Source organism: Corynebacterium casei LMG S-19264, from assembly GCF_000550785.1.
GTDB classification, from domain to species: Bacteria; Actinomycetota; Actinomycetes; order Mycobacteriales; family Mycobacteriaceae; genus Corynebacterium; species Corynebacterium casei.
On sequence record NZ_CP004350.1, the window covers coordinates 511,786 to 537,257 of the forward strand.

Annotated in this window: 24 protein-coding genes, 4 tRNA genes and 2 pseudogenes; 25 read left to right on the forward strand and 5 right to left on the reverse strand. The window is 55.8% G+C overall.

All coding sequences use genetic code 11. From position 1 onward, the window contains the following. Window positions 1–47: 47 nt before the first annotated feature. From CCASEI_RS02520 to CCASEI_RS02555, 8 genes are all read left to right on the forward strand, one after another. The gene (locus tag CCASEI_RS02520) at window positions 48–755 is read left to right on the forward strand and encodes an ABC transporter ATP-binding protein (RefSeq protein ID WP_038574367.1); all 708 of its coding nucleotides are present in this window, start codon (window positions 48–50) and stop codon (window positions 753–755) included. Further along, a complete protein-coding gene (locus tag CCASEI_RS02525) occupies window positions 752–2,158 on the forward strand; it encodes an FtsX-like permease family protein (protein WP_025387059.1) in 1,407 nt (468 codons plus the stop codon). The genes CCASEI_RS02520 and CCASEI_RS02525 overlap by 4 nt, the downstream gene beginning before the upstream one ends. Beyond that, complete coding sequence (locus tag CCASEI_RS02530) at window positions 2,151–3,119, forward strand: S41 family peptidase (protein WP_025387060.1); 969 nt, start codon at window positions 2,151–2,153, stop codon at window positions 3,117–3,119. The genes CCASEI_RS02525 and CCASEI_RS02530 overlap by 8 nt, the downstream gene beginning before the upstream one ends. Before the next feature lie 11 nt (window positions 3,120–3,130). Beyond that, a complete protein-coding gene (locus CCASEI_RS02535) occupies window positions 3,131–3,688 on the forward strand; it encodes a hypothetical protein (protein ID WP_025387061.1) in 558 nt (185 codons plus the stop codon). A gap of 31 nt (window positions 3,689–3,719) precedes the next feature. Next, the gene (gene menD / locus CCASEI_RS02540) at window positions 3,720–5,348 is read left to right on the forward strand and encodes a 2-succinyl-5-enolpyruvyl-6-hydroxy-3-cyclohexene-1-carboxylic-acid synthase (RefSeq protein WP_025387062.1); all 1,629 of its coding nucleotides are present in this window, start codon (window positions 3,720–3,722) and stop codon (window positions 5,346–5,348) included. 5 nt (window positions 5,349–5,353) lie between these two features. Next, on the forward strand, window positions 5,354–5,788 hold the full coding sequence (locus CCASEI_RS02545) for a DUF3592 domain-containing protein (protein WP_006823184.1): 435 nt from the start codon (window positions 5,354–5,356) through the stop codon (window positions 5,786–5,788). Window positions 5,789–5,970: 182 nt separating this feature from the next. After that, entirely contained in the window at window positions 5,971–7,158 is a 1,188-nt protein-coding gene (locus CCASEI_RS02550) for a glycosyltransferase family 4 protein (protein WP_025387063.1), read from the forward strand. Window positions 7,159–7,168: 10 nt separating this feature from the next. Next, on the forward strand, window positions 7,169–7,864 hold the full coding sequence (locus tag CCASEI_RS02555) for a demethylmenaquinone methyltransferase (protein WP_025387064.1): 696 nt from the start codon (window positions 7,169–7,171) through the stop codon (window positions 7,862–7,864). A 140-nt stretch (window positions 7,865–8,004) separates the two neighbouring features. Here CCASEI_RS02555 and CCASEI_RS02560 read toward each other — a convergent pair whose 3' ends face one another. After that, window positions 8,005–9,219: a geranylgeranyl reductase family protein gene (locus CCASEI_RS02560; RefSeq protein WP_025387065.1), complete on the reverse strand. Its 1,215-nt coding sequence runs from the start codon at window positions 9,217–9,219 to the stop codon at window positions 8,005–8,007. Between the two features lie 109 nt (window positions 9,220–9,328). Between CCASEI_RS02560 and CCASEI_RS02565 the strand changes: the two genes are divergently transcribed. Both CCASEI_RS02565 and CCASEI_RS02570 read left to right on the forward strand, forming a co-directional pair. Next, window positions 9,329–10,318: a polyprenyl synthetase family protein gene (locus CCASEI_RS02565; RefSeq protein WP_006823188.1), complete on the forward strand. Its 990-nt coding sequence runs from the start codon at window positions 9,329–9,331 to the stop codon at window positions 10,316–10,318. A 98-nt stretch (window positions 10,319–10,416) separates the two neighbouring features. After that, window positions 10,417–10,502 (forward strand) — tRNA-Tyr (locus CCASEI_RS02570). Between the two features lie 144 nt (window positions 10,503–10,646). Here the strand turns inward: CCASEI_RS02570 and CCASEI_RS02575 are convergent. Beyond that, window positions 10,647–12,212, reverse strand: a complete 1,566-nt coding sequence (locus tag CCASEI_RS02575; protein WP_025387066.1) for a CitMHS family transporter — start codon at window positions 12,210–12,212, stop codon at window positions 10,647–10,649. 229 nt (window positions 12,213–12,441) lie between these two features. On the opposite strand from CCASEI_RS02575, the gene CCASEI_RS02580 reads away from it, so the two are divergent. The 12 genes from CCASEI_RS02580 to rplL all read left to right on the forward strand — a co-directional run bounded on the left by CCASEI_RS02580 (window position 12,442) and on the right by rplL (window position 20,137). Beyond that, complete coding sequence (locus CCASEI_RS02580) at window positions 12,442–14,121, forward strand: sensor histidine kinase (RefSeq protein WP_025387067.1); 1,680 nt, start codon at window positions 12,442–12,444, stop codon at window positions 14,119–14,121. Beyond that, window positions 14,122–14,778, forward strand: coding sequence for a response regulator (locus CCASEI_RS02585; RefSeq protein WP_025387068.1), 657 nt, complete (start codon window positions 14,122–14,124; stop codon window positions 14,776–14,778). Between the two features lie 165 nt (window positions 14,779–14,943). Continuing rightward, window positions 14,944–15,016, forward strand: a tRNA-Thr gene (locus CCASEI_RS02590). 49 nt (window positions 15,017–15,065) lie between these two features. Continuing rightward, a tRNA-Met gene (locus tag CCASEI_RS02595) sits at window positions 15,066–15,137 on the forward strand. A gap of 98 nt (window positions 15,138–15,235) precedes the next feature. Then, window positions 15,236–15,311 (forward strand) — tRNA-Trp (locus CCASEI_RS02600). A 147-nt stretch (window positions 15,312–15,458) separates the two neighbouring features. Further along, complete coding sequence (secE, locus tag CCASEI_RS02605; RefSeq protein ID WP_006823192.1) at window positions 15,459–15,776, forward strand: preprotein translocase subunit SecE; 318 nt, start codon at window positions 15,459–15,461, stop codon at window positions 15,774–15,776. A gap of 109 nt (window positions 15,777–15,885) precedes the next feature. Continuing rightward, window positions 15,886–16,842, forward strand: coding sequence for a transcription termination/antitermination protein NusG (gene nusG, locus CCASEI_RS02610; protein WP_006823193.1), 957 nt, complete (start codon window positions 15,886–15,888; stop codon window positions 16,840–16,842). A 165-nt stretch (window positions 16,843–17,007) separates the two neighbouring features. Further along, window positions 17,008–17,454, forward strand: coding sequence for a 50S ribosomal protein L11 (gene rplK, locus CCASEI_RS02615; RefSeq protein ID WP_006823194.1), 447 nt, complete (start codon window positions 17,008–17,010; stop codon window positions 17,452–17,454). An 81-nt stretch (window positions 17,455–17,535) separates the two neighbouring features. Further along, a complete protein-coding gene (rplA, locus tag CCASEI_RS02620) occupies window positions 17,536–18,240 on the forward strand; it encodes a 50S ribosomal protein L1 (RefSeq protein WP_006823195.1) in 705 nt (234 codons plus the stop codon). A 105-nt stretch (window positions 18,241–18,345) separates the two neighbouring features. Beyond that, window positions 18,346–18,891, forward strand: a complete 546-nt coding sequence (locus CCASEI_RS02625) for a DUF1990 domain-containing protein (protein WP_038574371.1) — start codon at window positions 18,346–18,348, stop codon at window positions 18,889–18,891. 270 nt (window positions 18,892–19,161) lie between these two features. Beyond that, window positions 19,162–19,677, forward strand: coding sequence for a 50S ribosomal protein L10 (gene rplJ / locus CCASEI_RS02630; RefSeq protein ID WP_006823197.1), 516 nt, complete (start codon window positions 19,162–19,164; stop codon window positions 19,675–19,677). Between the two features lie 76 nt (window positions 19,678–19,753). Then, window positions 19,754–20,137 carry a 50S ribosomal protein L7/L12 gene (gene rplL, locus CCASEI_RS02635; RefSeq protein WP_006823198.1) on the forward strand — a complete coding sequence of 128 codons (384 nt, stop codon included), beginning with the start codon at window positions 19,754–19,756 and terminating at the stop codon, window positions 20,135–20,137. A 186-nt stretch (window positions 20,138–20,323) separates the two neighbouring features. Here the strand turns inward: rplL and CCASEI_RS14665 are convergent, their stop codons facing one another. Both CCASEI_RS14665 and CCASEI_RS02645 read right to left on the reverse strand, forming a co-directional pair. After that, window positions 20,324–21,526, reverse strand: a complete 1,203-nt coding sequence (locus tag CCASEI_RS14665; protein ID WP_025387070.1) for an IS1249 family transposase — start codon at window positions 21,524–21,526, stop codon at window positions 20,324–20,326. A gap of 154 nt (window positions 21,527–21,680) precedes the next feature. Further along, window positions 21,681–22,253: a TetR/AcrR family transcriptional regulator gene (locus CCASEI_RS02645; protein WP_025387071.1), complete on the reverse strand. Its 573-nt coding sequence runs from the start codon at window positions 22,251–22,253 to the stop codon at window positions 21,681–21,683. Window positions 22,254–22,362: 109 nt separating this feature from the next. On the opposite strand from CCASEI_RS02645, the gene CCASEI_RS02650 reads away from it, so the two are divergent. Further along, the gene (locus tag CCASEI_RS02650) at window positions 22,363–22,767 is read left to right on the forward strand and encodes a DUF1304 domain-containing protein (RefSeq protein WP_025387072.1); all 405 of its coding nucleotides are present in this window, start codon (window positions 22,363–22,365) and stop codon (window positions 22,765–22,767) included. Window positions 22,768–22,800: 33 nt separating this feature from the next. Further along, window positions 22,801–23,214 (forward strand): annotated as a pseudogene (locus CCASEI_RS02655) (transposase); the annotation flags it as partial. A 37-nt stretch (window positions 23,215–23,251) separates the two neighbouring features. Here the strand turns inward: CCASEI_RS02655 and CCASEI_RS02660 are convergent. Beyond that, a protein-coding gene (locus CCASEI_RS02660) for an IS3 family transposase (RefSeq protein WP_404825269.1) occupies window positions 23,252–24,453 on the reverse strand; the annotation gives its coding sequence in 2 pieces (ribosomal slippage) (window positions 23,252–24,159 and window positions 24,159–24,453; 1,203 coding nt in all). A gap of 71 nt (window positions 24,454–24,524) precedes the next feature. On the opposite strand from CCASEI_RS02660, the pseudogene CCASEI_RS02670 reads away from it, so the two are divergent. Beyond that, window positions 24,525–25,454 (forward strand): annotated as a pseudogene (locus tag CCASEI_RS02670) (IS256 family transposase); the annotation flags it as partial. Between the last annotated feature and the right edge of the window lie 18 nt (window positions 25,455–25,472).

Below are 25,472 nucleotides of genomic sequence, written 5' to 3' on the forward strand. Positions count from 1 at the left end.
CGCTGGCACCATGGTTTTTAAATACCGGAGCGAGTGAAATAGTGAGCATGGGAAATACACCAAACAACACAGCAAGCATTCTTCATCTGGATGACGTCACCAAAGACTTCGGTGGCGCGCCAGTCCTGTCCGGAATCAGCCTCGACATCAAAGGCGGCGAAACCGTCGCCATCATGGGCCCATCGGGTTCAGGTAAATCCACGCTCTTGCACTGCATGTCCGGCGTGCTCACCCCAACATCCGGCAAGGTGGTGTTTAACAACGCCGTGCTTTCCGAGGCCTCCGATGCCGCCCGCTCCCGCACCCGTCTCTCGGATTTCGGGTTCGTCTTCCAAGACCACCAGCTGCTGCCAGAACTCAGCGCACTCGACAATGTGGCACTGCCAGCCATGCTCAAGGGAATTTCGCGCTCGGCGTCACGCGATAAAGCACAAGAACTGCTCAATCAACTTGGTTTGGGAATGCTGGTGGACCGCCGTCCTGGCCAGGTATCTGGTGGCCAGGCGCAGCGCATCGCTATTGCGCGAGCGCTGGTAACCTCTCCGGCTGTCATCTTCGCCGATGAACCAACCGGTGCACTGGACCAAGCAACGGGCCATGAAGTCATGCAGTTGCTCTCCGCCGTGGTGCAGCGCACCGGCGCCGCACTGGTCATGGTCACCCATGACGCGCAGGTGGCTGATTGGATGGAACGCCGCATTGAAATCCGCGACGGCATCATCCATGACGATCGTTTGGTAGGTGGCCGCCGATGAAAACCAGCACTCTAGTCTTTGACCTTCACAAAGCCGCGCTGCAAACCCGCACTGGCACAGGCATCGTCACGCTGCTTGCCATTATGAGCCTGACGGTAAGCTCCACCATCGCCTTCCTTGTCGCGGGCGGTACCTGGATGTTCTACTCGCGTGAACAACGGCCGGAAGACTTTCCAATCCTTCAAGAATCCATGGGCGGTGGCCCAGTAGAAGATATGATGCGAACCTGGGTCATCCTGGCGCTGTTTGCCTGCGCCTTCCTGGTGCCCACCATCTTTTCTCTCACATCACAGGCTGCGGTGCTCGGTGCATCGGGACGCGAAAAGCGTCTGGCCACCCTCCGCCTGCTCGGTCTATCTTCCGGGGATATCACCCGCATGACCATGCTGGAAACCGCAGTTCAAGCCATCATCGGTATCGTGCTCGGCGGATTCATCAGCGTGCTTTTGGCACCCATCTTTTCTAATTTGTCCTTCCAACACGTGCAGATCAGTACCTCTGAAATTCTGCTTCCATGGTGGGGGTATCTCGCCGTCGCTGCCGTGGTCTTCTTCCTAGCCAGCGGTGCATCGGTTGCTGGTATGCAGCGTGTTCGCGTGGGACCTTTGGGCGTATCGCGCAAGGAAATGCCACCGGCATTGAAGTACCGCGGCGTCATCATCTTCGTGGTTTTTACCGTGTTCACCCTGGTGCTTGTTAACCAGACGAACCTGAACTCCAGTATTTCTGCGATTGGATTTACAGCATTGGTTATCTCCATCAACATCATGCTGATCAACTGGTTTGTGCCTTTTATCCTGCAGATTCTCTACCGCATGCTGTCGATTGTGCCGGGTACTTCACACTTTGTGGCAAGCCAGCGCATTGCCGCTGATGCCAAAACTACCTGGCGGCGCAGCGCTTCCATGGCTTTCTTCGGCGTCATCGCAGGTTTCTTGGTTATCTCACCACTGGGCAATGATGGTCTGACCAGCCTGATGAGCGAAGACCCTGGCGCGCTGATGATGTTCACAGACATCACCACCGGTGGCCTGCTCACCCTGGGTTTCGGGTTTGTGCTGTCCTCCATGGCTATCTTCCTCGGACTGTCTTCCCAGCTCTTTGAGCAAGCAGGTCTGACCCGGTCACTGCACCTGATGGGTGTAAAGCGCAGCTTCTACTTCCGCACCCAGCTGTTTGAAACCCTCGGCCCCATCATCATTGTGTCGCTTATTGGTTTCGCCTTCGGCGCAATGGTGGGCATGGTCATGCTCTCTTCCGCGATGGCCGAGGTGAACCTGGTGGCACGTCTTTCCATGGCTGGCGCATTCCTCGGCGTGGGCTGGTTGTTTACCCTCGCGGCTATCTCGGCAGTGGAACCGCTGCGCAAACGCACACTGACTATAGGACGAAACAATGATTAAGAAGATTCTTCTATCCCTCTTCGTTGTCATCATCGGCGCTGTTCTTGCCGCCGTGTACTTCCTCGGACCCACCATGGGCGCGATGTTTACGGGCAAGGCCATCTTCTTAGGCCATGACAGCCCGCAGCGCTACGGCAACGCCGTGCTGACCCTTGCAGAAACTCAAGGCATTTATGCGGACTCGGAAGAGTTCGCTCGCGCCAAAGTGGAAGCCCAGGCAGCCATCGAATCCGCTGACTCGCGGGACGAGCTCTATGAGCCGTTGAAGAAGGCAGTCAAAGCTGCCGGCGGCAAGCACTCCAACCTGGTCACACCAGATCAGAGCGCTGAAGTCGATGAGTCGATTGAAACGGCGGAGCAGCCAAGCATCGACAGTCAAGGCGGTATCGTGACCGTAAAGGTACCTGGTGTTAACCGTAATGCGGACGTGCAGGGCTACGCCGATACGATTGCTGCCGGAGTAGAAGATGCCACCTGCGTGGCCGTGGACTTACGCGGCAATGGCGGCGGCGATATGGGGCCAATGCTCGCTGGGCTCTCACCGCTGCTGCCCGATGGTGATGCACTGTTCTTCCACTCGGCGATGGGCGATACTCCGGTCACCGTGGATGGCACATCCACCACAGGCGGTGGCACAGCATTGAGTGTCGATGCGAAAAAGAACACCAATATTCCCATCGCCGTGCTTGTCGATGAAGGCACCGCCTCCTCCGGCGAAGCCACCATGTTGGCCTTTAAAGGCTTGGAAAATGCTGTGTCTTTCGGGCAGCCCACCGCCGGTTATGCCTCCGCCAATACGGTCTATGACTTCCCTGATGACAGCTACCTCATGCTGACGATTGCGCAGGATATGGACCGAAACGGCGACATCTATGGAGATGAACCTGTTGAACCAGACCACATTGTGGATGATGCGATGGGCTCCGCACAGGCTTGGCTTTCTGAACACGGTTGCCGGTAGCGTGTTGAGGCATGAATGATCGACCACGGCAATACTTCCCCGGCGAAGACGATCCCAACGCCTCCCAGCAACCACAGCAGGGATACAACCAACAGGGTTACAGCCAGCAGCCGCAGCACGGCTACTCCCAGCAGCCGCAAGCGGAGGGTTTCTACGAGTTCCCCGAAGACCAGCAGGCTTATGCGGGTGGGGCAGGTGCAGCGGGAGCTTCCGCGGCTGGCGCTCACGCTGGCGGCGCGGGCAGCAACGGGGGCGGCGGAGGCAATGGCCTAACCGTCACGCTTGGTGTCATCGCAGCCCTAGCCTTGCTTGCTGCAGGTGCGCTGTTGTTCCTGTGGCGCTCTTCCGCGGATGAGGCTGATAAGGAGCCACCGCCACCAGTGACGGAAACGGTCACGGAGACTGAAACTGAAATGCAAACAGAAACAGTTACTGAAACCGAGACGGAGACTGAAACCACCACGGTGACCGATAGTCCGCTGCCTGATATGTCTGATCTGCCAGAGGTCCCTGAAGATCCAGAAGACGTTGAGAACTGGGTCAATGACATCTTCGGACAGCGGCAATAGGTAATTTGGTCACGCACAGTAGATTAGAGGCATGAATTCGAAGTCTTTAGTTCTCGCACAAGCCGTAGCAGCGCAACTTTCCCGGCACATCACCGATGTGGTGATCTGCCCGGGGTCGCGTAATTCGCCATTGTCATTGGCGCTTTTGGCGCGGGAAGACGTGCGTGTTCACACCCGCATTGATGAGCGCACCGCCGCATTCTTCGCGCTTGGATTGGCACGGGTATCAGGCCGTCACGTTGCGGTGATGATGACTTCGGGCACCGCCGTGGCAAATGCTTTGCCAGCGATGATTGAAGCGCACTATAGCCATGTTCCTCTAGCGGTTGTCAGCGCTGACCGTCCCGTGCGGCTAGTAGGCACGGGTGCCTCACAGACAATTGAACAGCAGGGGCTATTCGGGGTGTATGCCGATACCGTGCAGGTGGCTGAACCTACCGATATTCCATTTATGGCAGAGGCGTTTACCTCCCGCCGCCAGATTCATATCAACGTCGCACTTGATGCGCCACTGCTGGAAGACTCTGCACTGCCGGCCCCAACTGATCGCACGCAGCAGCGTGCACCGATGGCCGGCTGGGTCAACCACGGTGAAGTCGAGGTTGATCTGTCCCGCAACACGCTGGTGATTGCCGGTGATGAAGCGTGGGCCGTGGAAGGACTCGAAGACATCCCAACCATCGCGGAACCAACCGCACCAGCGCCGTATCACCCCGTGCACCCGGCTGCCGCACGCGTTTTCCGCAAAGACCAGGTCTCCGCGAATGACTATGTGGTCAACACCCGCGTCGATCAGGTCATTGTGGTGGGACACCCGACCTTGCACCGCGATGTGATGGCGTTGATTTCTGACCCAGATGTTGATCTGATTTGTCTGTCACGCACCCCAGACATCACCAACCCGCGCGGTGAACTCGCGCGCATTGGCACCACCGTCAAAGTCAGCGGTCAACCAACTCGTGACTGGATGAAGATTTGTGAAGGCGCCGCTAAAGCAGGCTCTGATGCCGTGCGTGAAGCACTAGAGAATGAAGAACATGGCTTTACTGGTCTGCATGCGGCTGCCGCTGTGGCCGATACCTTGGCAGTAGGGGATTCCATCTTCATTGGTTCCTCCAACCCAATCCGCGATATGTCCCTGGTGGGCTTGCCGTTTGATGGCGTCGATGTGTACTCCGCGCGTGGTGCCGCCGGCATTGACGGCTCTATTTCCCAAGCACTTGGCGTAGCCGTCGAAACCCAAACCCGTGAGCGCAAACTGCCACGCGCGCCGCGCACCGTAGCGCTATTGGGCGACCTAACCTTCCTGCACGACCTGACCGGCCTGGTCATCGGCCCTGATGAGGTGCGTCCAGAAAACCTCACCATCGTCATCTCCAATGACAACGGCGGCGGTATTTTTGAGACTCTCGAAACCGGCCGGGACTCCCTGCGCGGTGACTTTGAAAAAGCCTTTGGCACCCCACACGAAGTAGAAATCGAGCCCCTCATCGAAGGCTTCGGCTTAGACTACCGCCGCGCGGATACCGCCCAAGAACTACTGGACACTCTGGCAGAACTCGCCGAATTCGCTGTGGGGATCACCGTGGTGGAAGCCCGTGTGAACCGCCAGTCGCGCCGGGCACTGCATCAAGAAATCTCTTCGAAGAATGCGTTCTAGCCACCATGCGTTTTAGAGTCCGTCGCCGCGTCAACCAGCTGATCGTGGGTCTGTACGCCGCGGCACTGCTGGCTGCCGTGGCGATGGTCGTGGGGCCATTTATCAATGACATGAAGATTGGTGCTGACCCGCAACGTGCCTTGGGCACAATCACTGGTGTTGATTGGATGCGCACCGCCGTGGAATATCAAGATGCCGATGGCATCTACTACCAGCCATCTTCAGGTCTGCTTTATCCCACGGGTCTTGCCACAGGCCAGCAAGTCTGGGTGACCTATGCCGGGGATAATCCCGAACTGGTCAAGGTTGAAGGCCGCGAATGGACACTGTCCATCATTCCTGCTCTTTCTGTCGCTGCCGTTAGCTCCCTTATCGCCGGCGGCGCCTGGTGGCTAGTGAATTACCGTCGCAAACGTGAAACCATGGACACCGAAGAATAGGCTCAAGCGCGCACTTGAGTGGGCCGGGTGAGTAATGAGCGTCACTGCCAAATTAGGCTTCGGTGACTAGGATGGTTCGCGTATGCGCCAAGCTGCACAAATAGCGGGGTAGCAAGGAAATTATCCACAATTTCGTGCAGATTTTACGCAAATATAACCTTATTCGCCGAAGATGAGAGATTATGCGTGTAGCGATTGTTGCGGAATCCTTCCTCCCAAACATTAATGGTGTGACCAACTCGGTTTTGCGAGTTTTGGAGCACCTGCATAGGGAAGGCCATGAAGCGATAGTCATTGCGCCGGGGGCTCGTAATGGCCAAGAAGAAGTCAGTGACTATCTTGGTTTCCCCATCCGCAGGGTGCCCACCGTCAAGGTTCCAATGATTGACTCGTTGCCTGTCGGTGTACCAACCACTGTGGTGGATAGTGAACTTCGTGAATTCCAGCCGGACATCATTCACTTAGCAAGCCCCTTCGTTTTAGGCGCGGCCGGAGCATTCTCCGCACGCCAGCTGCGCATCCCCGCGGTGGCGCTCTATCAAACCGACGTGGCGGGCTTTGCCACCAAATACCAGCTTTCAGCGCTGGCCTTCGGCGTGTGGGAGTGGCTGCGCACCATCCACAATTCCTGCCAGATGACACTGGCGCCAAGTTCTTTGACCATCGCAGACTTAGAACACCACCACATCAAAAATGTCCGCCACTGGGGACGTGGTGTGGACGCGGTGCGTTTCCATCCTTCCAAGCGCTCTGAGTCACTGCGCAAGCAGTGGGACCCAACGAGGAACAAGCGGATCGTCGGATTCGTGGGACGCCTTGCCGCGGAGAAAGGCGTGCACCGCCTCTCCGCGTTAAATGATCGCGAGGATATTCAGCTGGTCATTGTTGGTGATGGTCCAGAGCGCCCGCTGCTGGAAGCTCAGCTTCCCAACGCTGTATTCACCGGCGCCTTGGGCGGGGAAGCACTTGCACATGCTTATGCTTCGCTGGATATTTTCGTGCACGCCGGCGAATTTGAAACCTTCTGCCAGGCCATCCAGGAGGCTCAGGCTTCTGGTGTTCCCACCATCGGTCCACGCGCGGGTGGTCCAGTAGACCTCATCGAAGAAGGCGTTAACGGCTACTTGTTGGAGGTAGACACGTTCATTGAAGACTTGCCGGCAGCAGTCGATGCCATTGATAGCCCCGACTTTGGTGTGAATGCGCGTGCTTCCATTGAGAACAAAACCTGGGAAGCGCTATGCCGTCAGCTCATGGGCTATTACGAGGAAGTTCTGGAGTCCACACGCAAGGTTCCGTTGACCATTTTGGGGCAGCGTCCAGAGCTGCCGAGGTGGGCTACTCGCGCTCTTGGTGCGCGCGTAGCTTAAACTATTCTGCGTGGGTAAAAAGGCAGATTTAAACAAGAAGCCCCTCGACGTTGCGTCCATGTTTGACGCCGTCGGGGAGAAGTACGACATCACCAACACCGTCTTGTCCTTTGGCCAGGACCGTCGATGGCGCAAGATCACGCGCGAGCGTTTGAACCTGCAGCCGGGTGAAAAAGTACTTGACCTTGCCGCTGGTACCGCGGTGTCCACTGTTGAACTGTCCAAGTCGGGCGCGTGGTGTGTGGCGTGTGATTTCTCCCGCGGCATGTTGGCAGCGGGCACCGACCGTGACGTACCCAAGGTTGCCGGTGACGGCATGAACCTGCCTTTTGCAGACAACACCTTTGATGCCGTGACCATTTCTTATGGCCTACGAAACATCCACGACTTTGAGCTGGGACTGCGCGAGATGGCACGGGTGACCAAGCCTGGTGGACGTCTTGCCGTGGCCGAATTCTCCAAGCCAGTAATCCCGGTATTCGGCACGTTCTACAAAGAATATTTGATGCGCCTTCTACCACCCATCGCGCGCTTCGTATCCTCGAATGCAGACGCTTATGTCTACCTGGCCGAGTCCATCCGCGCATGGCCAGAACAGGAAGAACTAGCCGCAGTGATCAACCGCAACGGTTGGGAAGGTGCAAGCTGGAAGAACCTCACCGGCGGCATCGTGGCGCTTCACTCCGCGGTAAAGCCCGCGGCCTAAGGGCGGCGGTAAAGCCTGCGGTCTTCCGTCCTCGGCTTTACCGGAGAAAGCGCACGACAACGCCTCGGATTTACCGGAGAAAGCGCACGACAACGCCTCGGGTTTACCGAAAAGGGGCTACCCCAGCCAGCAAGCGTGAATTAGACCGTGGAGTCCCACAGGGGCGAACCAGCGCGGGCGGTGGAGACCACGCTGCCGGCGGCACGCCACAGGCGAGCGGTGAAATCACGGTCTTCCTCGGTGATGAGATTGCCCATCAAACGCGCAGCAACATGCATTGGTCCGCGCAGCCCAATAGGGCCAGCCAGCGGCAGAAACTGCGGGTAAGTCAGCACGCGCGCGAGGGTGCGCGCCAGCATGAAAGCTTCGCCATACTCGCGGCGCAACAAGTCAGGCCACACCAAGGTGAGGTCTTTGTTGGTGCCCAGTAATTCTGCTGCCAGTGCGGCGGTTTCCAAGCCATAATCAATGCCCTCGCCATTGAGTGGGTTCACACAAGCGGCGGCGTCACCGATGATCATCCAGTTCGCGCCAGCCACGTTGGACACCGCGCCACCCATAGGTAAAGCGGCGGATGTGACAAACTTCTCATCGCCCAGTTGCCACTTCTCCCGCTGCTGGCTGGCGTACAGCGACAGCAGCTTTTTCGTGTTTACTTTTGCCGGGCGTTTTTCCGTGGACAAGGCACCACAACCAAGGTTGACGGAGCCATCACCAATCGGGAAAATCCAGCCATAACCCGGCTGCACCACGCCGCTCTCATCGCGCAATTCCACGTGCGAATGCATCCACGGCTCATCAGAAAACGGGGACTCGCAATAGGAGCGCGCCGCAATGCCAAAGACTTCACCCTTGTGCCATTGCCGGCCGAGTTTCTGCCCAAAAGTAGAGCGCACACCATCGGCAATGATGACCTCACGCGCGCGAATCTTGGTATCGCCTACGCTGAATTCAGTAAGTCGATTGCCCTCTAGCACGGGATTTGTAGCGGGTGTTCCGGCGAGCAAGGTGGCGCCGGCGGCTACGGCGGCATCGACAAGCAATGCGTCCAAGTGGTGCCTTTGCAACGCCGTACCCTCGGCACACAGATAAGTTGTTGGCCACGGGGCTGTCGCCGACGTTCCGAAACCGTGCAGCTTTAAACCCTTATTGCGGTAAGTTGCGTTGACCTCAACGCCAAGCTGGTTCAGCTGGTGCATACCCCGCGGGGTGAGGCCATCACCACACGTTTTATCGCGCGGAAATTCTGAAGAATCAATCAGCACGGTCTCAAAACCGCGGCGCACAGCATGCAGTGCTGCTGCTGCTCCGCTGGGGCCCGCGCCGATGACAGCAACATCAAAAAGCTCAACCATGCGAACTATTGTCGCACGCGGGTACCCTGAAGTGGGTTATGCACCTTAGTTCGACTACGGTTATTGTTTGTCTAAGTTTAGTTTTATCGAGCACAAGGACCTGTACACAATGAGCAACCACGCCGTGGATCTGGGGGATGACCAGCTCAATGATCGCATTGCTGCCGGCGTTGCCGCCGTTGAACGCTTGCTGCACGATGAAACCAACCGCGGAGCGTCCTTTGTTTCCGACAAAGCACAGCACCTATCTGAAGCTGGCGGAAAGCGTTTCCGCCCCATAATGGCCCTTTTGGCGTCCGAGTATGGCCAGACGCCAGGCAGTGAAAGCGTTGTCAAAGCCGGCACCGTCGTGGAGATGGTGCACGTGGCAACGCTTTATCACGACGATGTCATGGATGAAGCTGACCGCCGCCGTGGCGTGGAGTCAGCGAACTCCCGCTGGAATAACTCCGTTGCCATCCTCGCGGGTGACGCGCTGCTGGCGCACGCCTCGCGTTTGATGAGTCAGTTGGATACCCACACCGTTGAGCATTTTGCTGAAACCTTTGAAGAGCTCGTCACCGGGCAGATGCGTGAAACCATCGGCGCAGGTGAAGCAAACCCGATTGAGCACTATATGGCGGTCATCAAGGAAAAGACCGCGGTGCTGATCGCTTCCGCAGGCTATTTGGGTGCTTACCATTCCGGTGCCACCAAGGAGCAGGCCACAGCGCTGCGCACCATCGGTGGCGCAATCGGCATGGTCTTCCAGATTGTCGACGACATCATCGACATCTTCTCCGATTCCCAGGAGTCCGGAAAGACTCCAGGCACAGACCTGCGTGAGGGCGTGTTCACCTTGCCAGTCCTGTATGCCCTGGAAGAGGATTCTGAAGCCGGAGAGGGCCTTCGTGGCTTGCTCACGGGCCCTTTGGGGGCCGATGCTGACGTAGAGCGTGCATTGGAGCTTCTGCGCGCATCTAATGGCCGTGAGCGCGCGCTTGCAGACGTCCAGCGTTACCTCGACATCGTTTCCGCCGAATGCTCGGCGCTGCCGGATATCCCAGCCACCCACGCGTTGTTGAGCCTGGCGTCTTACACCGCTGCCCGCGTGGGATAGTGTAGGCGTTAACACGCGCGAATGTGCGGGTTAACCTGCCGATTTGCTTAGATGCTGGGTGCGCGTAGTAGAGTAATTAACCGCACCGAAAAGTGCCTGCCAGGTTGTCCGAGCGGCCAAAGGAAGCGGACTGTAAATCCGCCGGCGTATGCCTTCAGAAGTTCGAATCTTCTACCTGGCACCAAATAAGAGTTGAGCCCCGTTTGATTTTCCAAACGGGGCTCAACTTTTTCTTTACTTAACCCTGGCTTCACGCTGACCCAGTGCTCTCAGCCCGTGGGTTAGGGCTGGAGCGTATTCGTGGACTGGGGTGAAGCGGGGGAAATTCTTAGGCAGCTAGTGGGATGACGCCGACGAGGATGCCGACGGCCAGCATGGTGAGGGAAACGATGACTGCGCGCCACAGAACCTTCTTGTGGTGGTCGCCCAGGTTCACCTTGGCCAAGGACACCAGCAGCAAGATAGCTGGCACCAGAGGGGACTGCATGTGCACTGGCTGGCCGGTGATGGAGGCACGTGCCATTTCAACAGGCTCGATGCCGAAGTGCGCGGCGCTTTCAGAAAGTACCGGCAGGATGCCGAAGTAGAAAGCGTCATTGGACATGAAGAAGGTCATTGGGATGGACAGCAAGCCCGTGATTGGGGCAAGGTAGGCGCCCATGGAATCCGGGATGATGGAGGTAATCCAGGCCGCCATTGCATCGACCATGCCGGTGCCAGAGAAGACACCAACTAGGACGCCTGCTGCTAGAACCATGGAGACTACGCCGACGATGGAAGAGGAGTGCGCCAGCATTTCCGTTGCCTGGTCTTTGACCTTCGGGAAGTTCACGGCCAGTGCCAGGCCGGTACCGACCATGAACACGAATGCTAGTGGGAAGATATCAGCAACCAGGGCGACCATGACCACGATGGTCAAAACCAGGTTGAACCAAATCAGGTTCGGGCGCAGCGTTGCGCGGTGTGGATCCAACATGGTGTCGGTCAAGCCATCCTGAGAGTCTTCATCCTCGAAAGAGTTGATGGAGACATGTTCATCGACTTTGTTCTCACGGACATCGACAAGCACGCCGCCACCGCCGGTGCCATCGCCACGTGGGGTGTCGTTGTTCTTGCCGCGGGAGCTGCCGCCGCCGGTGCCGCCGGTGGCGGAATCATCGTCAGCATTGTCAGCATTGTCAGCGTTGCCATTGAAGCGGGAGGAATCAATCTTGCCGCCCAGGCGGTTGCGCTCAGCAATGCCGAGGAACCACGCGAAGGCGAAGACAATGATGACGCCAGCTACCAGCGATGGAATCATCGGCACGAAGACCTCTGCTGGGTCCAAGCCCAAGGCTGCTGCCGCGCGTACGGTAGGCCCGCCCCACGGCAGAATGTTCATGGTGCCGTTGATAAGACCAGCAACCACGGTCAAGACTACTGGGCTCATGCCGAGGCGCAGGTATAGCGGCAACATTGCCGAAGTAGTGATGATGAAGGTGGTAGAGCCATCGCCGTCGAGAGAGACAACGCCAGCCAACAGCGCGGTGGCAAGCACAACCTTCGCTGGGTCATTGCCCAAAGCCCGGGTGATAACCCGAATCAGCGGGTCAAACAATCCGACGTCAATCATGATGCCGAAGTACATGATGGCGAACATCAACAGCGCCGCTGTGGGCGCCATGTCCTTGATGGCGTCGATGACCATATCGCCGATACCGAGGCCGGCGCCGGCGATGAGGCCGAAGATGGTGGGGACCAAAATCAGCGCAACCATGGGGGTTGAACGGCCGATCATAATGAGCGTCATGAAAGTGACAATCATGGCAAAGCCCAAACCGACGAGGATTCCGTCGGACAACGTATGGCTCGGCGCGTACTCGGCGGCCAACGTGTAAATGGTGGGGGAATACATCCTGACTCCTTGAATGGGGACTGTGGCAGTAACCCCAGGAACATCGAAGTGCCCTGGAAGACTAGCGACAGCCTAAAGTGGGCTTTGTCACTAGCCAAGTGTTTGGTGCTTTGGGTTATTAGTAGTGCAAAATCATCGTTTAGTGCATTTAGTTCACCTGGTTTGGACTCCATGGTTTGGCGTGCTCAAATGATATTTTCACCCTCAAACGTTTAAGGAAGTTTCACTCATGCGCTTTACCACCCGTGTGCTGCTCTTGCAGCTGCTCACCGTGGTGGCAGTTGTTGCCACCAGCACTGCGGTGTTCATCGGGTTGAGCATGGCGCAGCTTCGCGATGAAGCAGAAACCTCCGCCCTGATGATTGCGCGCACTGTGGCCGCTGAACCTGAGGTGCGTGAGCTGGTGGCCGAGGAAGCGCAAGATGAGGAAAATCCGCCCGCAGAAGAGCTTGCCCAGGGGCAGCTGCAGCAGTACGCGGTCGCGGCGTCGCAGTCCACAGGTGCTTTGTTTGTGGTCATCACTGACCAAAACGGCATGCGCTTGGCGCACCCGGATGAGGACCTGCTGAATCTGCTGGTAAGCACTAGCTTCTCTGAAGCGATGGAAGGCCGTGAAGTTGTGGCCTGGGAGCGCGGAACCTTGGGCGAATCAGCCCGCGCGAAGGTTCCGGTCTTTGCCCCAGGTAGTGATACGCCAGTCGGGGAAGTCAGCGTCGGCTTTGAACGCGCTGGTGTGTTTGATGACTTGCCGCGCAAACTGCTGTTTATCGGCGCAGCTGCGCTGTTGGCGTTGGTCATCGGTCTGATTGCTTCGCTGATTCTGCGGAAGCGCTGGGAGAAGTTGACCTTGGGCTTGCAGCCTGAGGAACTGGTGGTGCTGGTGCAAAACCAAGCGGCGGTCTTGGATGGTGTTGGTGATGGCGTGATTGCGCTGGATACTGATGGCGTTATCCGCCTGAGCAATGGGGCGGCTAACCGCATCTTTGGAATATTGGATTCGGAGAACCTGACACTAGCGGATTTGGATCTCGCCGATGACGTGGTGGCTGACCTGGAAGGAGGCACTGCGCGTGATGGAGTAGTCGCCAATGGCCGAGTGATCTTCTTGGAAGCGCGCTCTGTGGACCGTGGCGGGCAGGCATTGGGCTCTGTCATCGTCGTGCGTGACCGCACGGATTTGATGGCACTTTCGGAGCGGCTCGACTCCGTGCGCGCTATGACCTCAGCGCTGCGCGTGCAACGCCATGAATTCGCCAACCGCATCCACGTGGCCGCGGGATTGGTGGAAGCCGGGCGCATGCAGGAAGCCACTGAATTCCTGCACACTATGCGCAGCCGCGGCCCCGTGGACTATCCGCTGGTGGGCGTAGAGCTGATTACCGAGCCATTCCTCCAGGCGTTCTTGGGTGCAAAGTCTTTGGAAGCCTCGGAGCGTGGCGTGAGCCTGCAGATCCGGGAGGAAACGCTGGTGCTGGGCAACGTTGCTGAAGTAGAAGACGTAGCTACCGTTCTGGGCAACTTGGTGGATAATGCCGTGACAGCAGCAGTAGCTAGCGATGAATTGCGGCTGGTGGAGGTCACACTGCTGGATGATGCTGACCAGCTGGTTATCGTCGTAGCCGATTCTGGCCCGGGTATAACGCCAGGCGCCGACCCGTTCGCCCATCAGCCGAAGAAGCTGGCTGAGAATGACCAAGACAGCGGTCAGCTGAAAGATCATATCCATGGCCACGGCATTGGGCTCACGCTTTCACAAGACATGGCGCAGCGCCGCGGCGGCGAGGTATGGCTCGTTGAGCCCGGCGGCGAAAAGTCCCGCCGCGGAGCAGTATTTGGCGCGCGTTTGCCCGATGTGATGGAACCGGACGACAGCGTGAACTACCGTGAAGTGCAAGAGGAGGACAAGTAAATGACTGATCGCACATGGTCCGTGCTGGTTGTCGATGATGACTTCCGGGTCGCCGGCATTCACGCGGAAATGGTTGACTCCGCTCCCGGTTTCACCGTGCAAAATTCGGTACGCACCATCGCTGAGGCGCAAGACGCCATCAAGTCCTTTCCGCCTGATTTGATGTTGGTTGATGTCTTCCTGCCTGATGGTGATGGCATTGAACTGGTCCACCACACCGGCATTGACGCGATTATTCTCAGTGCGGCGGATGAAGCCGCCACCGTGCGTCGGGCTATGCGCGCGGGCGCTTTGGGGTACTTGCTCAAGCCATTTCAACGTGCCCAGCTGCTGGATCGCCTCGACCGCTACGCCCGCTACCGCCACGTGGTGGAAGGCAAGCGCGGGTTGCGTCAGGACAAGATTGATCAAGCCATGTCCATCCTGCATGGGGCGGCACCGACGCTGCCGGTTTCCAGTTCATCGACAGAGCAGTTGCTTCTCGATGCCTTAGAGAGCGGCGAACTCTCCGCCGCCGAAGCCGCCGGAATTGCCGGCGTCTCCCGCGAAACAGCGCAACGCCGCCTAGCCACGATGGCGAGCCAAGGTGTTGTCCAGATTCGTCTGCGCTACGGCGCAGCAGGCAGGCCTGAGCATCTTTACTCCAAAATGTCGTGAGTCTTAATAGCTGACGCATGAAGACTCACAGATAAGTCAAAAGAAACATGAATAGGGTATGTAGAAAATGTGCGATTAACTGGCGATTTGTGTTTGTAACTCGTTTCGGGTTAATCTTTTCAAGGCTTCAGAGAGAGCGCGAAAGCACATAATCAAAGAAGCTAAGCCCCCTTAGCTCAGTCGGCAGAGCGTTTCCATGGTAAGGAAAAGGTCGACAGTTCGATTCTGTCAGGGGGCTCTGTTCATTTATCGCCACGGTCTATAATCTTGGTTAGTAAATGGCCTCTGGCGGTGTAGCTCAGTGGTAGAGCAAGCGACTCATAATCGCTGTGTCGCGAGTTCAATTCTCGCCATCGCTACCGGGTAAAAGCTCCCGCAACTTCGATTGTGAAATTGAAGAAGCTGGGTGCTTTTTATATCCCAGATGATGACTCTGGTAACATAACCATCGTCTCAAAGGGGCGTGGCGCAATTGGTAGCGCAACGGTCTCCAAAACCGTAGGTTGCAGGTTCGAGTCCTGTCGCCCCTGCCAAAGAAAAAGTTAGGCCCGGCCAGCAATGGTCGGGCCTAACTTTTGTCTGATGGTTGGCCACCTTGACTGGCTTTGATAGACTCGTTCAGGTTCAACAAGATCATCGAAGATCTTTGCACGTATTTTCCTTAGAGGAGCATTCTCGCAGTGACTGATAATTCTGGGGCACAACGCCCAACTGGCAAGCGCCAACTCTCTGGTGCTGCTGAAACGTCCTCGGATGCTTACCAGAACAAGCGAGTAGTCCGCGCTGAAGCGGGCGAAGGCGACAGCAAGCCAGGCGGCGGTGCTGTGGCATTCGTGCCTGAGGTTGTCTCTGAAATGAAGAAGGTCGTCTGGCCTACCGCGAAGGAAATGCTGCAGTACACCCTCGTGGTCTTCGCTTTCTTGATTATCTTGACCGCTCTTGTGTGGGGCGTAGATTCTGTGACCGGCATGGGCATAGAATGGCTGCTAGTTCGCTAGCGTTATACAAACTGGCTTTTTTACAGTAGAATAGCCGCTAAGTTCACTATCATCCCGCTAGTTCCTCTCCGTGGAACGGCGGGATAATTTATTGAAGATGGAGCACATTATGACCGAGAACAACGAGAGCACGAACGCCAATCCTGAGGACACCGGCAACAACCTTGGTGAAGCTTTTATCGAATCCATGCAGACCCAAGCGGCAGAAGCAGTAGAAGCTGCTGAAGCTGAAACCGAAGCCGTCGAGGCTGAAGTAGCTGAGTCCGACGCTGTTGACTCCGACGTTACTGACGCTGAAGGCGTTGAGGTTGCTGAGGAAGCTCCGGCTGAAGACGCTCCTGCAGAAGAAGCGGCTGCTGAGCCTGCAGAGGCAGCTGACGCTGAGGATGCAGCTGCCGAGGGCGAGTCTGACTTCGAGGCAGATTACCGCCGCCGTCTGCGCAAGTACACCAAGGAGCTCAAGGAGCTTCCAGGGCAGTGGTTCATCATTCAGTGCTACTCCGGCTACGAAAACAAGGTTAAGACCAACCTGGACATGCGTGCCCAGACCTTGGAAGTTGAAGACTCAATCTTCGACGTAGTTGTTCCAGTTGAGCAGGTTGTTGAAAACAAGGACGGCAAGAAGAAGCTTGTTAAGCGCAAGCTGCTTCCTGGCTATGTTCTGGTTCGCATGGATCTCAATGATGCTGCATGGTCTGTTGTTCGTGATACCCCAGGTGTGACCAGCTTCGTGGGCAATGAGGGTAACGCAACCCCTGTTAAGCACCGCGATGTTGCTAAGTTCTTGCTGCCAAAGGAAGGTGCAGCGGCTGCAGGCGATGCAGCAGCGAATGCAGCCGAGGGCGAGCAGGTTATCTCCATGCCGGAGAAGGAAGAAGCAAAGAAGTACGCACACGACTATGTTGTTGGCGAGTCAGTGACCATTCTGTCCGGCCCATTTGCTTCTGTTTCTGCAACCATCTCTGAGATCGATCCAGAAACCGGCAAGATGGTTGGTCTGGTTTCCATCTTCGGACGTGAGACCCCAGTTGAGCTGTCTCCAACTGAGATTGAGCGCATTAACTAATTTGGGTAATGCCTAGTATCTAGATTAGGCTAGGTCTACGTGTGTAAATTTCTTGCACACGTCGATTTTTCATTTATATCCCCGGTGGCCACAAAGGTGGCATCCGGACGGGCCTTGCTATTCATCGTGGCGGGATAACCCGGTAACACGGAAAGAGGTAATTCGATGGCTCCTAAGAAGAAGAAAAAGGTTTCTGGCCTCATCAAGCTGCAGATCGAAGCAGGCGCTGCTAACCCAGCTCCTCCAGTCGGTCCTGCACTGGGTGCACACGGCGTTAACATCATGGAATTCTGCAAGGCGTACAATGCTGCAACCGAATCCATGCGCGGAAACGTTGTCCCAGTAGAAATCACCGTCTACGAAGACCGTTCATTCGACTTCATCCTGAAGTCCCCACCAGCAGCTAAGCTGCTGCTCAAGGCTGCAGGTCTGAAGAAGGGCTCCGGCGTTCCTCACACCGACAAGGTCGGCTCCGTGACTTGGGATCAGTGCAAGGAAATTGCAGAGACCAAGAAGGAAGACCTCAACGCACGTGACATCGAAGCTGGCGCAGCGATCATCGCTGGTACCGCTCGCTCCATGGGCATCACCGTTGACGGCGCTCCAGAATAAACAACTTCATGTGGCAGGGCCAGCTTCGGCCCGCTAAACACCACACCAATCCACCATCTCATTCATAAGGATTTGATTTAAATGAGCAAGAACTCCAAGGCATACAAGGCCGCTGCGGAACTCGTTGACAAGGGTCGTCTGTACCGCCCAATCGAGGCTGCAAAGCTGGCTAAGGACACCTCCTCCAAGAACTTCGACGCAACCGTTGACGTTGCTTTCCGTCTGGGCGTTGACCCACGTAAGGCAGACCAGCTAGTTCGCGGCACCGTATCTTTGCCACACGGCACTGGTAAGGACGTTCGCGTTGCTGTCTTCGCTGAAGGCGAGAAGGCAACCGAGGCTGAGGCTGCAGGCGCTGAGGTAGTCGGCACCGAGGCTCTTCTTGAGGCAATCAACGCTGGCAATCTGGACTTCGACGTTGCAATTGCAACCCCAGACCAGATGGCTAAGGTTGGCCGCGTAGCTCGCGTCCTGGGTCCACGTGGTCTGATGCCTAACCCTAAGACCGGCACCGTCACCACCGACGTTGCTAAGGCAGTTGCTGACGTCAAGGGCGGCAAGATCTCCTTCCGCGTTGACAAGGCAGCTAACCTGCACGCAATGATCGGCAAGGCTTCCTTCGACGCTGAGAAGTTGGCTGAGAACTACGGCGCTCTGCTCGACGAGCTGCTGCGTATCAAGCCAGCATCTTCCAAGGGTATCTACCTGAAGAAGATCACCTTGTCCACCACTAATGGCCCTGGTATCCCAGTTGATTCTTCTGTACAGAAGAACTTCGCTGAGTAATTCTTCAGCTAGTCAGTTCACTGGCTAATGTTTAACGCCCTCACTTCGGTGGGGGCGTTTTCGCATATATTGAGTAGGTGGCGCCACCGTGAACCTGGAGGAGCAATGCAGGACAACAAAAATTCCAACTTTCAAGGCTTGTCCTATCCGCGGCAGCTGGTGGGGAAGAGCCTATTGCTTGCTAATGCTCAATGGCGTCCCGATGACTCTTGGCACGTCGTGGACTATTCCCGGACGATTGGCCGTGGTGAAGATGACTTCGCGCGGGCGGTCGATAACCTGTTGTCCTGGCGGGCGCATCGCGCTGCGTGTGTCAGGGTAAAAGGGGAGCCTGAACCAGGGGAGACAGTTCAGCTGTATTTTGGGCCGACGGTATCGCCATGCCGAATCATCTCTGTTAAGCGCAGTCCACGACGCGTGGATTTGATATATGGAACCATGCATGGGCACATCGAATGCGGCGAAGAAGCCTTCATTATTGAGCTGGATTCGGATGATGAGGTCATCGGCCGCTGTGTTGCCTTCTCACAGCATTCGTGGTGGTTGGCCAGGCTTTTTAGCGGACCGGCACGCATCGTCCAGCGATGGGCGACGAAACGTTATGTACGTGGTATGGGTCGTGATTTGGAGAATGTGGTAGTAGGGCGTTAGAGTAAGACCCGAAGTTTGGACGAACCCACTTGGTTCCAAGTGAAGGTTCGTGCTCAAGTTTCACCGAAGACCGTAGGTTATCTGAAGTATTCGGATCGAAGGACCCCGCACTCATTGGGGCAGCCCACGCAGGAGACGCTTGTTGCACTCTGGCCATTAGATTGGCTTGATTGTGTGCCTCGTGCTCTTGCACGGGGCTTTTTTGATGTTTGACATCAGATTGGCTCCGGCGGAACAAAAGAGATGTTTTGAAAGGAGGCGAGTAAGGAAATGGCAAACCCAAAGAACACTGCGGACTTGGCTGAGCTGAAGGAGAAGATTGCTGAATCTTCCTCCATCGTTATCACCGAGTACCGTGGCCTGACTGTTGCACAGCTTCAGGAGCTGCGTGGCAACCTGGGCTTTGATGTTAATTACTCCGTCGCCAAGAACACCCTCTTCAAGATCGCTGCCAACGAAGCTGGCATCGAAGGCCTTGATGAACACCTGACCGGCCCAACCGCTATCGCCTTCATTAAGGGCGAAGCAGTCGACGCTGCCAAGGTTATGAAGAAGTTCGCCGATGATAACGAGGCTCTCGTTCTCAAGGGCGGCTACATGGACGGCAACGCTTTGTCTGCCGACCAAGTCAAGGCTATCGCCGACCTGGACAACCGCGAGACCACTCTCGCAAAGCTGGCTGGCGCAATGAAGGGCAACTTGGCAAAGGCTGCAGGCCTGTTCAATGCCCCTGCTTCTCAGATTGCACGCCTCTCGGCTGCACTTCAGGAGAAGAAGGAAGCTTAAGTCGCGCACCACGTGCGCAACACAATCTACAACATGTCGGATTTAGAAAAGTTCGACTAAAGAAAGGATGCCTACCATGGCTAAGCTCACCAAGGACGAGCTCATTGAAGCGTTCAAGGAAATGACCCTCATCGAGCTCTCTGAGTTCGTTAAGGAATTCGAAGAGGTCTTCGACGTAACCGCTGCTGCTCCTGTAGCTGCTGTTGCTGCTGCACCAGGTGCAGAGGCTGCTGCTGAGGAAGAGAAGGACGAGTTCGACGTTGTCCTGACCGACGCTGGTGCAAAGAAGATCGGCGTTATTAAGGCTGTTCGCGAAATCGTTTCCGGCCTGGGCCTGAAGGAAGCTAAGGAGCTCGTTGAGGGCGCACCTAAGGCTATCCTCGAAGCTGCAAGCAAGGACGACGCTGAAGCTGCTAAGGCTAAGCTGGAAGAAGCTGGCGCTTCCGTCGAGCTCAAGTAATTTAGAGCTTTACTTCAAAAATCCTCCGCCAACCGTTGGTTCACACCGACAGTTGCCGGGGGATTTTTTCGATCTCAAGATGAGGGCGGATTCTAGCTTTCGTTGGTATCCGCCGTGAGGGGCTAATGGTCAAAAGGTGTTGTTTTGCGGCGTGTTGTCGTAATGGTCAAAAGGTGTTGGTGGGGGTTAGCGCATCCGGCCTTTTCTGATTCCCATATTGTGGTTGTAGGCAGTGTCTATGGCGTTGTCTAGGGCTGCTGGACGTCCGTCTTCGTGACCGTTGGTGGCTTGTTGTTCCTGGTTGGCAAGGGTTGTTGCTTTGGCGAGTGCGTCTTTGCCCCAGTTTTGTTGCCTGGCGATTTCTATGGGATCGCCAGGCAGCTGCGTATGTAGGTAGAGCCACCAGTCGCAGGCGATTCGTTGGTGTTCATCTCGTAATCCACGGTGGTTGTAGGTCAGGTCTTTGATAGGTGAGTTGATTCCGCCTTCAAGGCTGTTGGTGGTGCGCTTGATTTCTGTGTCACCAGATTGTTCGGTTAGAAATGTAAATAGGTGCTGATTTTTGGCGAGCTTTTCAAGTTGGTAATAGATTCCGCGGTGGGTGTAATGGGTGTACCACCACTGTTTATTGTTTCTTTTGGATGCGGGGATCTGCTCGATGGGAGTGTCTTTGACGTAGGTCTTTTCGTTGAGTTGGTGACGAAAGGTCTGACCGAATTTATGCAGCTTGATTGTCCATTCTGCGGCTTGGTCGAGTGTGCGTACTTTCAGTAGGTCTTGAGACAGTCTTCGTAGGGCTTTGCCCATGGCAGAACTAGGATGTAGTCCTGTTGCGCGTTGGATGTTGCGTTTGATGTGGACGAGGCATCGCTGAATTTTTGTGTCTGGCCAGATAGTTTGAAGGGCTTTGTGGGTGCCGTGATGGCCGTCGATGGTGACTATGCGTGGTGGGGCCATAGTGTCAAGGAGTCGGGAGTATGACCAGGAGTCTTCGGTGTGGCACCAAAACCATGAAATAACGTGGTTGATATCGGCTGCTACGAGCAGGCATTTTGTGTTGAAGTAGGTGCCGTCGATAAAGACTTGGTCATAGACGCGTTGCCGATCAACGGGTACGGGTGGCTGGATGTACCAGAAGCATCGGAATCGTCTTTGCAATGTTGACAGGCTAATGCTGTGTTGCTGTGCTGTGTATTTGAGTGAGTGTCCGTTGATAAGCCAATGGATGAATACGGCGAACCACTTGGCGTGTGTTGCGTTGTCGTTTGTATCGCGGGTAAAGGTGTGGCGACAGGTTTTACAGCGATATCGTTGGCGTTTGCCACGGGTAGTTCCATGTTTGATGCTGGGTTCGCCGCAGGCGGGGCATGAGGGGGATCTGTTGCTCATCCTCATATTTTGGACAGGGCGTGTAGCACACTCAGGCGCGGACGCCTGCATTTCCGCCCGATTCCGTAGCTACCGCCCCTGAGGAGAGCAACAATCCATGGTTACGGCAGCTCAGGTATCAGAAATGGACTATTTTACCAACACCTTTTGACCATTAGCCCGCCGTGAGAAGCTTGCGGGCGGTATCCAAGGTTCTGATAGCCTGCGAACGGTCAATACGCACCAACGTGAAGCTGCTAATCGTCATCGCGGTTATGGCGTCAACAAGGCGGGACTGGGCGGGGGAATCCAGATGCGGTTTGGCGGCGCGTACGCCCGCGGTAACGGCGCTGCGAAGCTCTTCTAGGTAGTTGGTGATAACGCGGCAGACTTCCGGGTCGTGGGCCAAAGTGGTGCCTGTTGCATTGACGAGTAGACAGCCGGGGGCTGACTCCAATTTTTCGAAGGCTTTGCTCAAACCCGAGAGATAGTCGGATAGGGCAGTAGGTTCAACGCTTTCCTGAGTGAGAGGTCGAAGACGGGGGCGTACGACCTCGTCGAGGTAGTTGTCCACGGCGGCATCGAATAGCCCGCGCTTGGAGCCGAAGCTGTTGTAAATGCTGGAGCGATTGAGTCCCGTCGCTTTTTCCAACGTGGGCAGTGCTGTTTCGGCGTAGCCTTCGCGCCAAAACACATCGCGTGCTGCGCGGATGACCGTTTCTCTATCGAATGCGGCAGTGCGTGTCATGAGAGATTCCCTTCTCGCCGTTGCTGAACCGTTCGTTTCAGTATATATTTGAACCGTTCAGTTCAAAAAGCGGCGCTGGAATCGTCGCACACTTCAGAAAGATCGCGACATGCTGATTGCAGCTTCCATCCTCACAGGGTTCGCCGCCCTCATCCACGTCTATATCTTCTATATGGAGTCACTCGCGTGGACCAGCAAACGAACTCGTGCCACCTTCGGGCTCACCGAAGAGCAAGCACGCAGCACGCAGGAGATGGCTTTCAATCAAGGGTTTTACAATCTCTTCCTTGCCATCGCGGTCTTTGTCGGCTTGGTCTATCTAGCCCTGGGCAACCAGGCTGTTGGTGCAACGTTACTGTTTGTCGGCGCCGGTTCCATGGTCGCCGCTGCTGTAGTTCTGTTCATCTTTAGTGCTGATAAGCGCGCTGCCGCATTGAAACAGGGAGTGATTCCAGCACTTGGGCTCATAGCCTTGGTGCTCGCGCTTGGAGAGTGTCTAATGGTTTGTGTGTGAGGGGTTTCCCTTACATGAAGGAGATAAACCATAATGGATTCTGTGGCGAAACGAGATCCGGAAGATTCCGCGAAGATTAAAGCGATCGAGCAGAAACTGCTCGCGAACCCGGAGATATCCAAGCTCATTGACGAGCTGGGAACCACAGCAACGGACGCCAACGACCTAGTCCGGGGATTACTGCAAGCTTCGGTCACCCGTGGCTTGGAAGCCGAAATGGATGCCCACCTGGGTTATTCCAAAGGCGATCGTGAGACCAAAGCGGCCGGTGGTGGCGATAATTATCGCAACGGATCCTATGTCAAAAAGGTTGATTCGAACTACGGCCCGGTCGATGTCACCGTCCCACGTGATCGGCAGGGCACGTTCTTGCCCACGATGGTGCCGAAAGGCTCACGCAGGTTAACCGATGTCGATGACATGATCATCAGTTTGTATGCCGGTGGCAGGGCCTGACCCCCGGAAAGTAGACACAGGGATTTAATCAAGAAGCACGTTTGAGTGTAGCTTCATTGTGCCGCTCAAACACGTTTGGTGCGAGGTGATTACACCACGAGTGCCTTCGCATCGTGTTGTACCTGGTGCACCACCGGAACACCTCCCTCCGACACACCAGCTGGTTAGTGAATGTTTTAGAATCTTGCAGCACTTCACGCTTCATTGAGGCGTTAAACGATTCAGCTAAGGCGTTATCTGCGCTGGTTCCAATTGCTCCCATCGACTGTTTCACCCCAAGTAGCGTGCATGTCTGCTGGAATGCTTGCGAGGTATAAACACTGCCGTGATCCGAGTGAAATATTGCCCCTTTAAGGCTGCCTCGCTGGCCTTTGGCAGCTGTAAGGGCATCTTGAACCAAGCTAGTGCGCATGTGATCCGCAATCGCGAAACCGATTAGCCTGCGTGAATAGCAGTCAATCACGGTAGCCAGGTACATATTTGCCCCACCGTCAATCGGCAAATACGTAATGTCACCGACATAGAGCTGATTTGGCTTGTCGGCAGTGAACTTCCGTCCGACTAGGTCCGGAAACACTGGTTTTTTCTTATCCGAAACAGTCGTGGTGACTTTGCGTTTTTTCGTGAACCCAAACAATTTCATTGACCTCATCACCCGTGCGACCCGTTTATGGTTGACAGGTCTATCTTTTGGATTGTCGTTGAGTTCTGCCGTGACGCGTTTGGCGCCGTAGCAGCCCTTTTCTGCGGCGAACACGGCCTTGACTTTCGCGCCGAGGATAGCATCGCTAAACAAGCGTTTCTTGCGCTTGGCTGCACTAGATTTCCATTTGTAATACGAGGAACGATTCAACGTCAGAACTTCACATAACCGCTTAACCGGGTAGGTTTTTCGCGCGTCGTCAACGAACCGGAAGCGGATCACCAATTCGTCTCTTCCGCGAAATATTTAGCAGCCTTTTGCAAAATATCGCGCTCTTCTTGCAAGCGTTTAACTTGGCGTTCAAGCTGCCGGATCCGCTCGGTGTCGGTGACCGAGGCCGACGAGGAAGAATCCGGGGTAATGATCGTGGTGCGCGCGGCCGTCCCGTACCTTTTGACCCAGTTATGCAAGGTAGCGCGGTTGATCCCGAGATCAGTGGCAATAGTGGTCAATGAAGCACCCGAGGAATTCTCATAGAGTGCGACAGCATCACGCTTGAACTCTTCGGTATAGGTCTTGCTTGGCATAGTGAGGAGATTACCTTTCAGTCCCACGTTGATGGGATATTAGGTGTCTACCAAACAGGGGTCAGTGCCGCATGACAGTGCGCGATATCCAGCATCATATGGCCACGGCCATGAGGGTTGATATCTCGCATGAAACGATTTCCGCAGTGACTGATGCGGTGCTAGATGAAGTCATGATCTGGCAAAACCGTCAGCTAGACGAGTTCTACCCCGTAATTTTCTTAGATGCCCTGCGTATCAAAGTTCGCGACGGTGGACGAGTAGTTAACAAGTCCGCCTTTTTGGCTATCGGCGTGGATATGGACGGGATCAAACACATCCTGGGTATCTGGTTGGCGAAAGAAGAAGGCGCCTCCTTCTGGGCTCATGTGTGCGCGAACCTGGCAAGCCGTGGAGTCCAGGACGTGTTTATTGTCTGCTGCGATGGTTTGAAAGGCCTGCCGGAAGCGGTGGAAGCAACGTGGCCGGATTCGATGGTGCAGACCTGTGTGGTGCATTTGATTCGTGCAGCAAACCGGTGGGTGGCCTATGGCGATCGTAAGACCGTATCTGCGGCGTTGAAGAAGGTGTATACCGCGCCTGAAGAGGCAACCGCACGTGCAGCGTTGGATGAATTCGCCGACTCAGAACTGGGCCAGAAATATCCCCAATCAGTCAAGGTCTGGACGGATGCGTGGGAGCGTTTCGTGCCGTTTCTGCAGTTCCCGCCGATGGCCAGAAAGGTCATCTATACGACAAACTCGATTGAGTCGATGAATAACGAGCTGCGTAAAGCTACCCGTAACCGCGTGCAATTTACCAATGATGATTCCGCGATTAAGACGCTGTGGTTGATGATCTGCAATATTGAGGATAAACGCGCGGCTAAACGCGCAAAACAGGGCAAGAAAGCTGCTGCTACCAGCGGAAGACTCATCGAAGGCAGAAAGGTCACCAACTGGAAACAAGCCATCAACCAAATGGCCGTGGCCTACCCCGAACGATTCACCAACTACCTATAAATCACTAACCCCGAAAGC

Excerpts from the sequence above, each read along its gene's own strand:
- CCASEI_RS02530 (WP_025387060.1), top strand. The coding sequence starts at position 2,151 with ATGATTAAGAAGATTCTTCTATCCCTCTTCGTTGTCATCATCGGCGCT.
- CCASEI_RS02535 (WP_025387061.1), top strand. The coding sequence starts at position 3,131 with ATGAATGATCGACCACGGCAATACTTCCCCGGCGAAGACGATCCCAAC.
- rplA (WP_006823195.1), top strand. The coding sequence starts at position 17,536 with ATGAGCAAGAACTCCAAGGCATACAAGGCCGCTGCGGAACTCGTTGAC.
- CCASEI_RS02560 (WP_025387065.1), bottom strand. The coding sequence starts at position 9,219 with ATGGTTGAGCTTTTTGATGTTGCTGTCATCGGCGCGGGCCCCAGCGGA.
- CCASEI_RS02650 (WP_025387072.1), top strand. The coding sequence starts at position 22,363 with ATGCTGATTGCAGCTTCCATCCTCACAGGGTTCGCCGCCCTCATCCAC.
- rplK (WP_006823194.1), top strand. The coding sequence starts at position 17,008 with ATGGCTCCTAAGAAGAAGAAAAAGGTTTCTGGCCTCATCAAGCTGCAG.
- rplJ (WP_006823197.1), top strand. The coding sequence starts at position 19,162 with ATGGCAAACCCAAAGAACACTGCGGACTTGGCTGAGCTGAAGGAGAAG.
- CCASEI_RS14665 (WP_025387070.1), bottom strand. The coding sequence starts at position 21,526 with ATGAGCAACAGATCCCCCTCATGCCCCGCCTGCGGCGAACCCAGCATC.
- CCASEI_RS02580 (WP_025387067.1), top strand. The coding sequence starts at position 12,442 with ATGCGCTTTACCACCCGTGTGCTGCTCTTGCAGCTGCTCACCGTGGTG.
- CCASEI_RS02550 (WP_025387063.1), top strand. The coding sequence starts at position 5,971 with ATGCGTGTAGCGATTGTTGCGGAATCCTTCCTCCCAAACATTAATGGT.
- CCASEI_RS02625 (WP_038574371.1), top strand. The coding sequence starts at position 18,346 with ATGCAGGACAACAAAAATTCCAACTTTCAAGGCTTGTCCTATCCGCGG.
- CCASEI_RS02645 (WP_025387071.1), bottom strand. The coding sequence starts at position 22,253 with ATGACACGCACTGCCGCATTCGATAGAGAAACGGTCATCCGCGCAGCA.
- CCASEI_RS02565 (WP_006823188.1), top strand. The coding sequence starts at position 9,329 with ATGAGCAACCACGCCGTGGATCTGGGGGATGACCAGCTCAATGATCGC.
- CCASEI_RS02545 (WP_006823184.1), top strand. The coding sequence starts at position 5,354 with ATGCGTTTTAGAGTCCGTCGCCGCGTCAACCAGCTGATCGTGGGTCTG.
- menD (WP_025387062.1), top strand. The coding sequence starts at position 3,720 with ATGAATTCGAAGTCTTTAGTTCTCGCACAAGCCGTAGCAGCGCAACTT.
- CCASEI_RS02575 (WP_025387066.1), bottom strand. The coding sequence starts at position 12,212 with ATGTATTCCCCCACCATTTACACGTTGGCCGCCGAGTACGCGCCGAGC.
- rplL (WP_006823198.1), top strand. The coding sequence starts at position 19,754 with ATGGCTAAGCTCACCAAGGACGAGCTCATTGAAGCGTTCAAGGAAATG.
- nusG (WP_006823193.1), top strand. The coding sequence starts at position 15,886 with ATGACCGAGAACAACGAGAGCACGAACGCCAATCCTGAGGACACCGGC.
- CCASEI_RS02585 (WP_025387068.1), top strand. The coding sequence starts at position 14,122 with ATGACTGATCGCACATGGTCCGTGCTGGTTGTCGATGATGACTTCCGG.
- CCASEI_RS02525 (WP_025387059.1), top strand. The coding sequence starts at position 752 with ATGAAAACCAGCACTCTAGTCTTTGACCTTCACAAAGCCGCGCTGCAA.
- CCASEI_RS02520 (WP_038574367.1), top strand. The coding sequence starts at position 48 with ATGGGAAATACACCAAACAACACAGCAAGCATTCTTCATCTGGATGAC.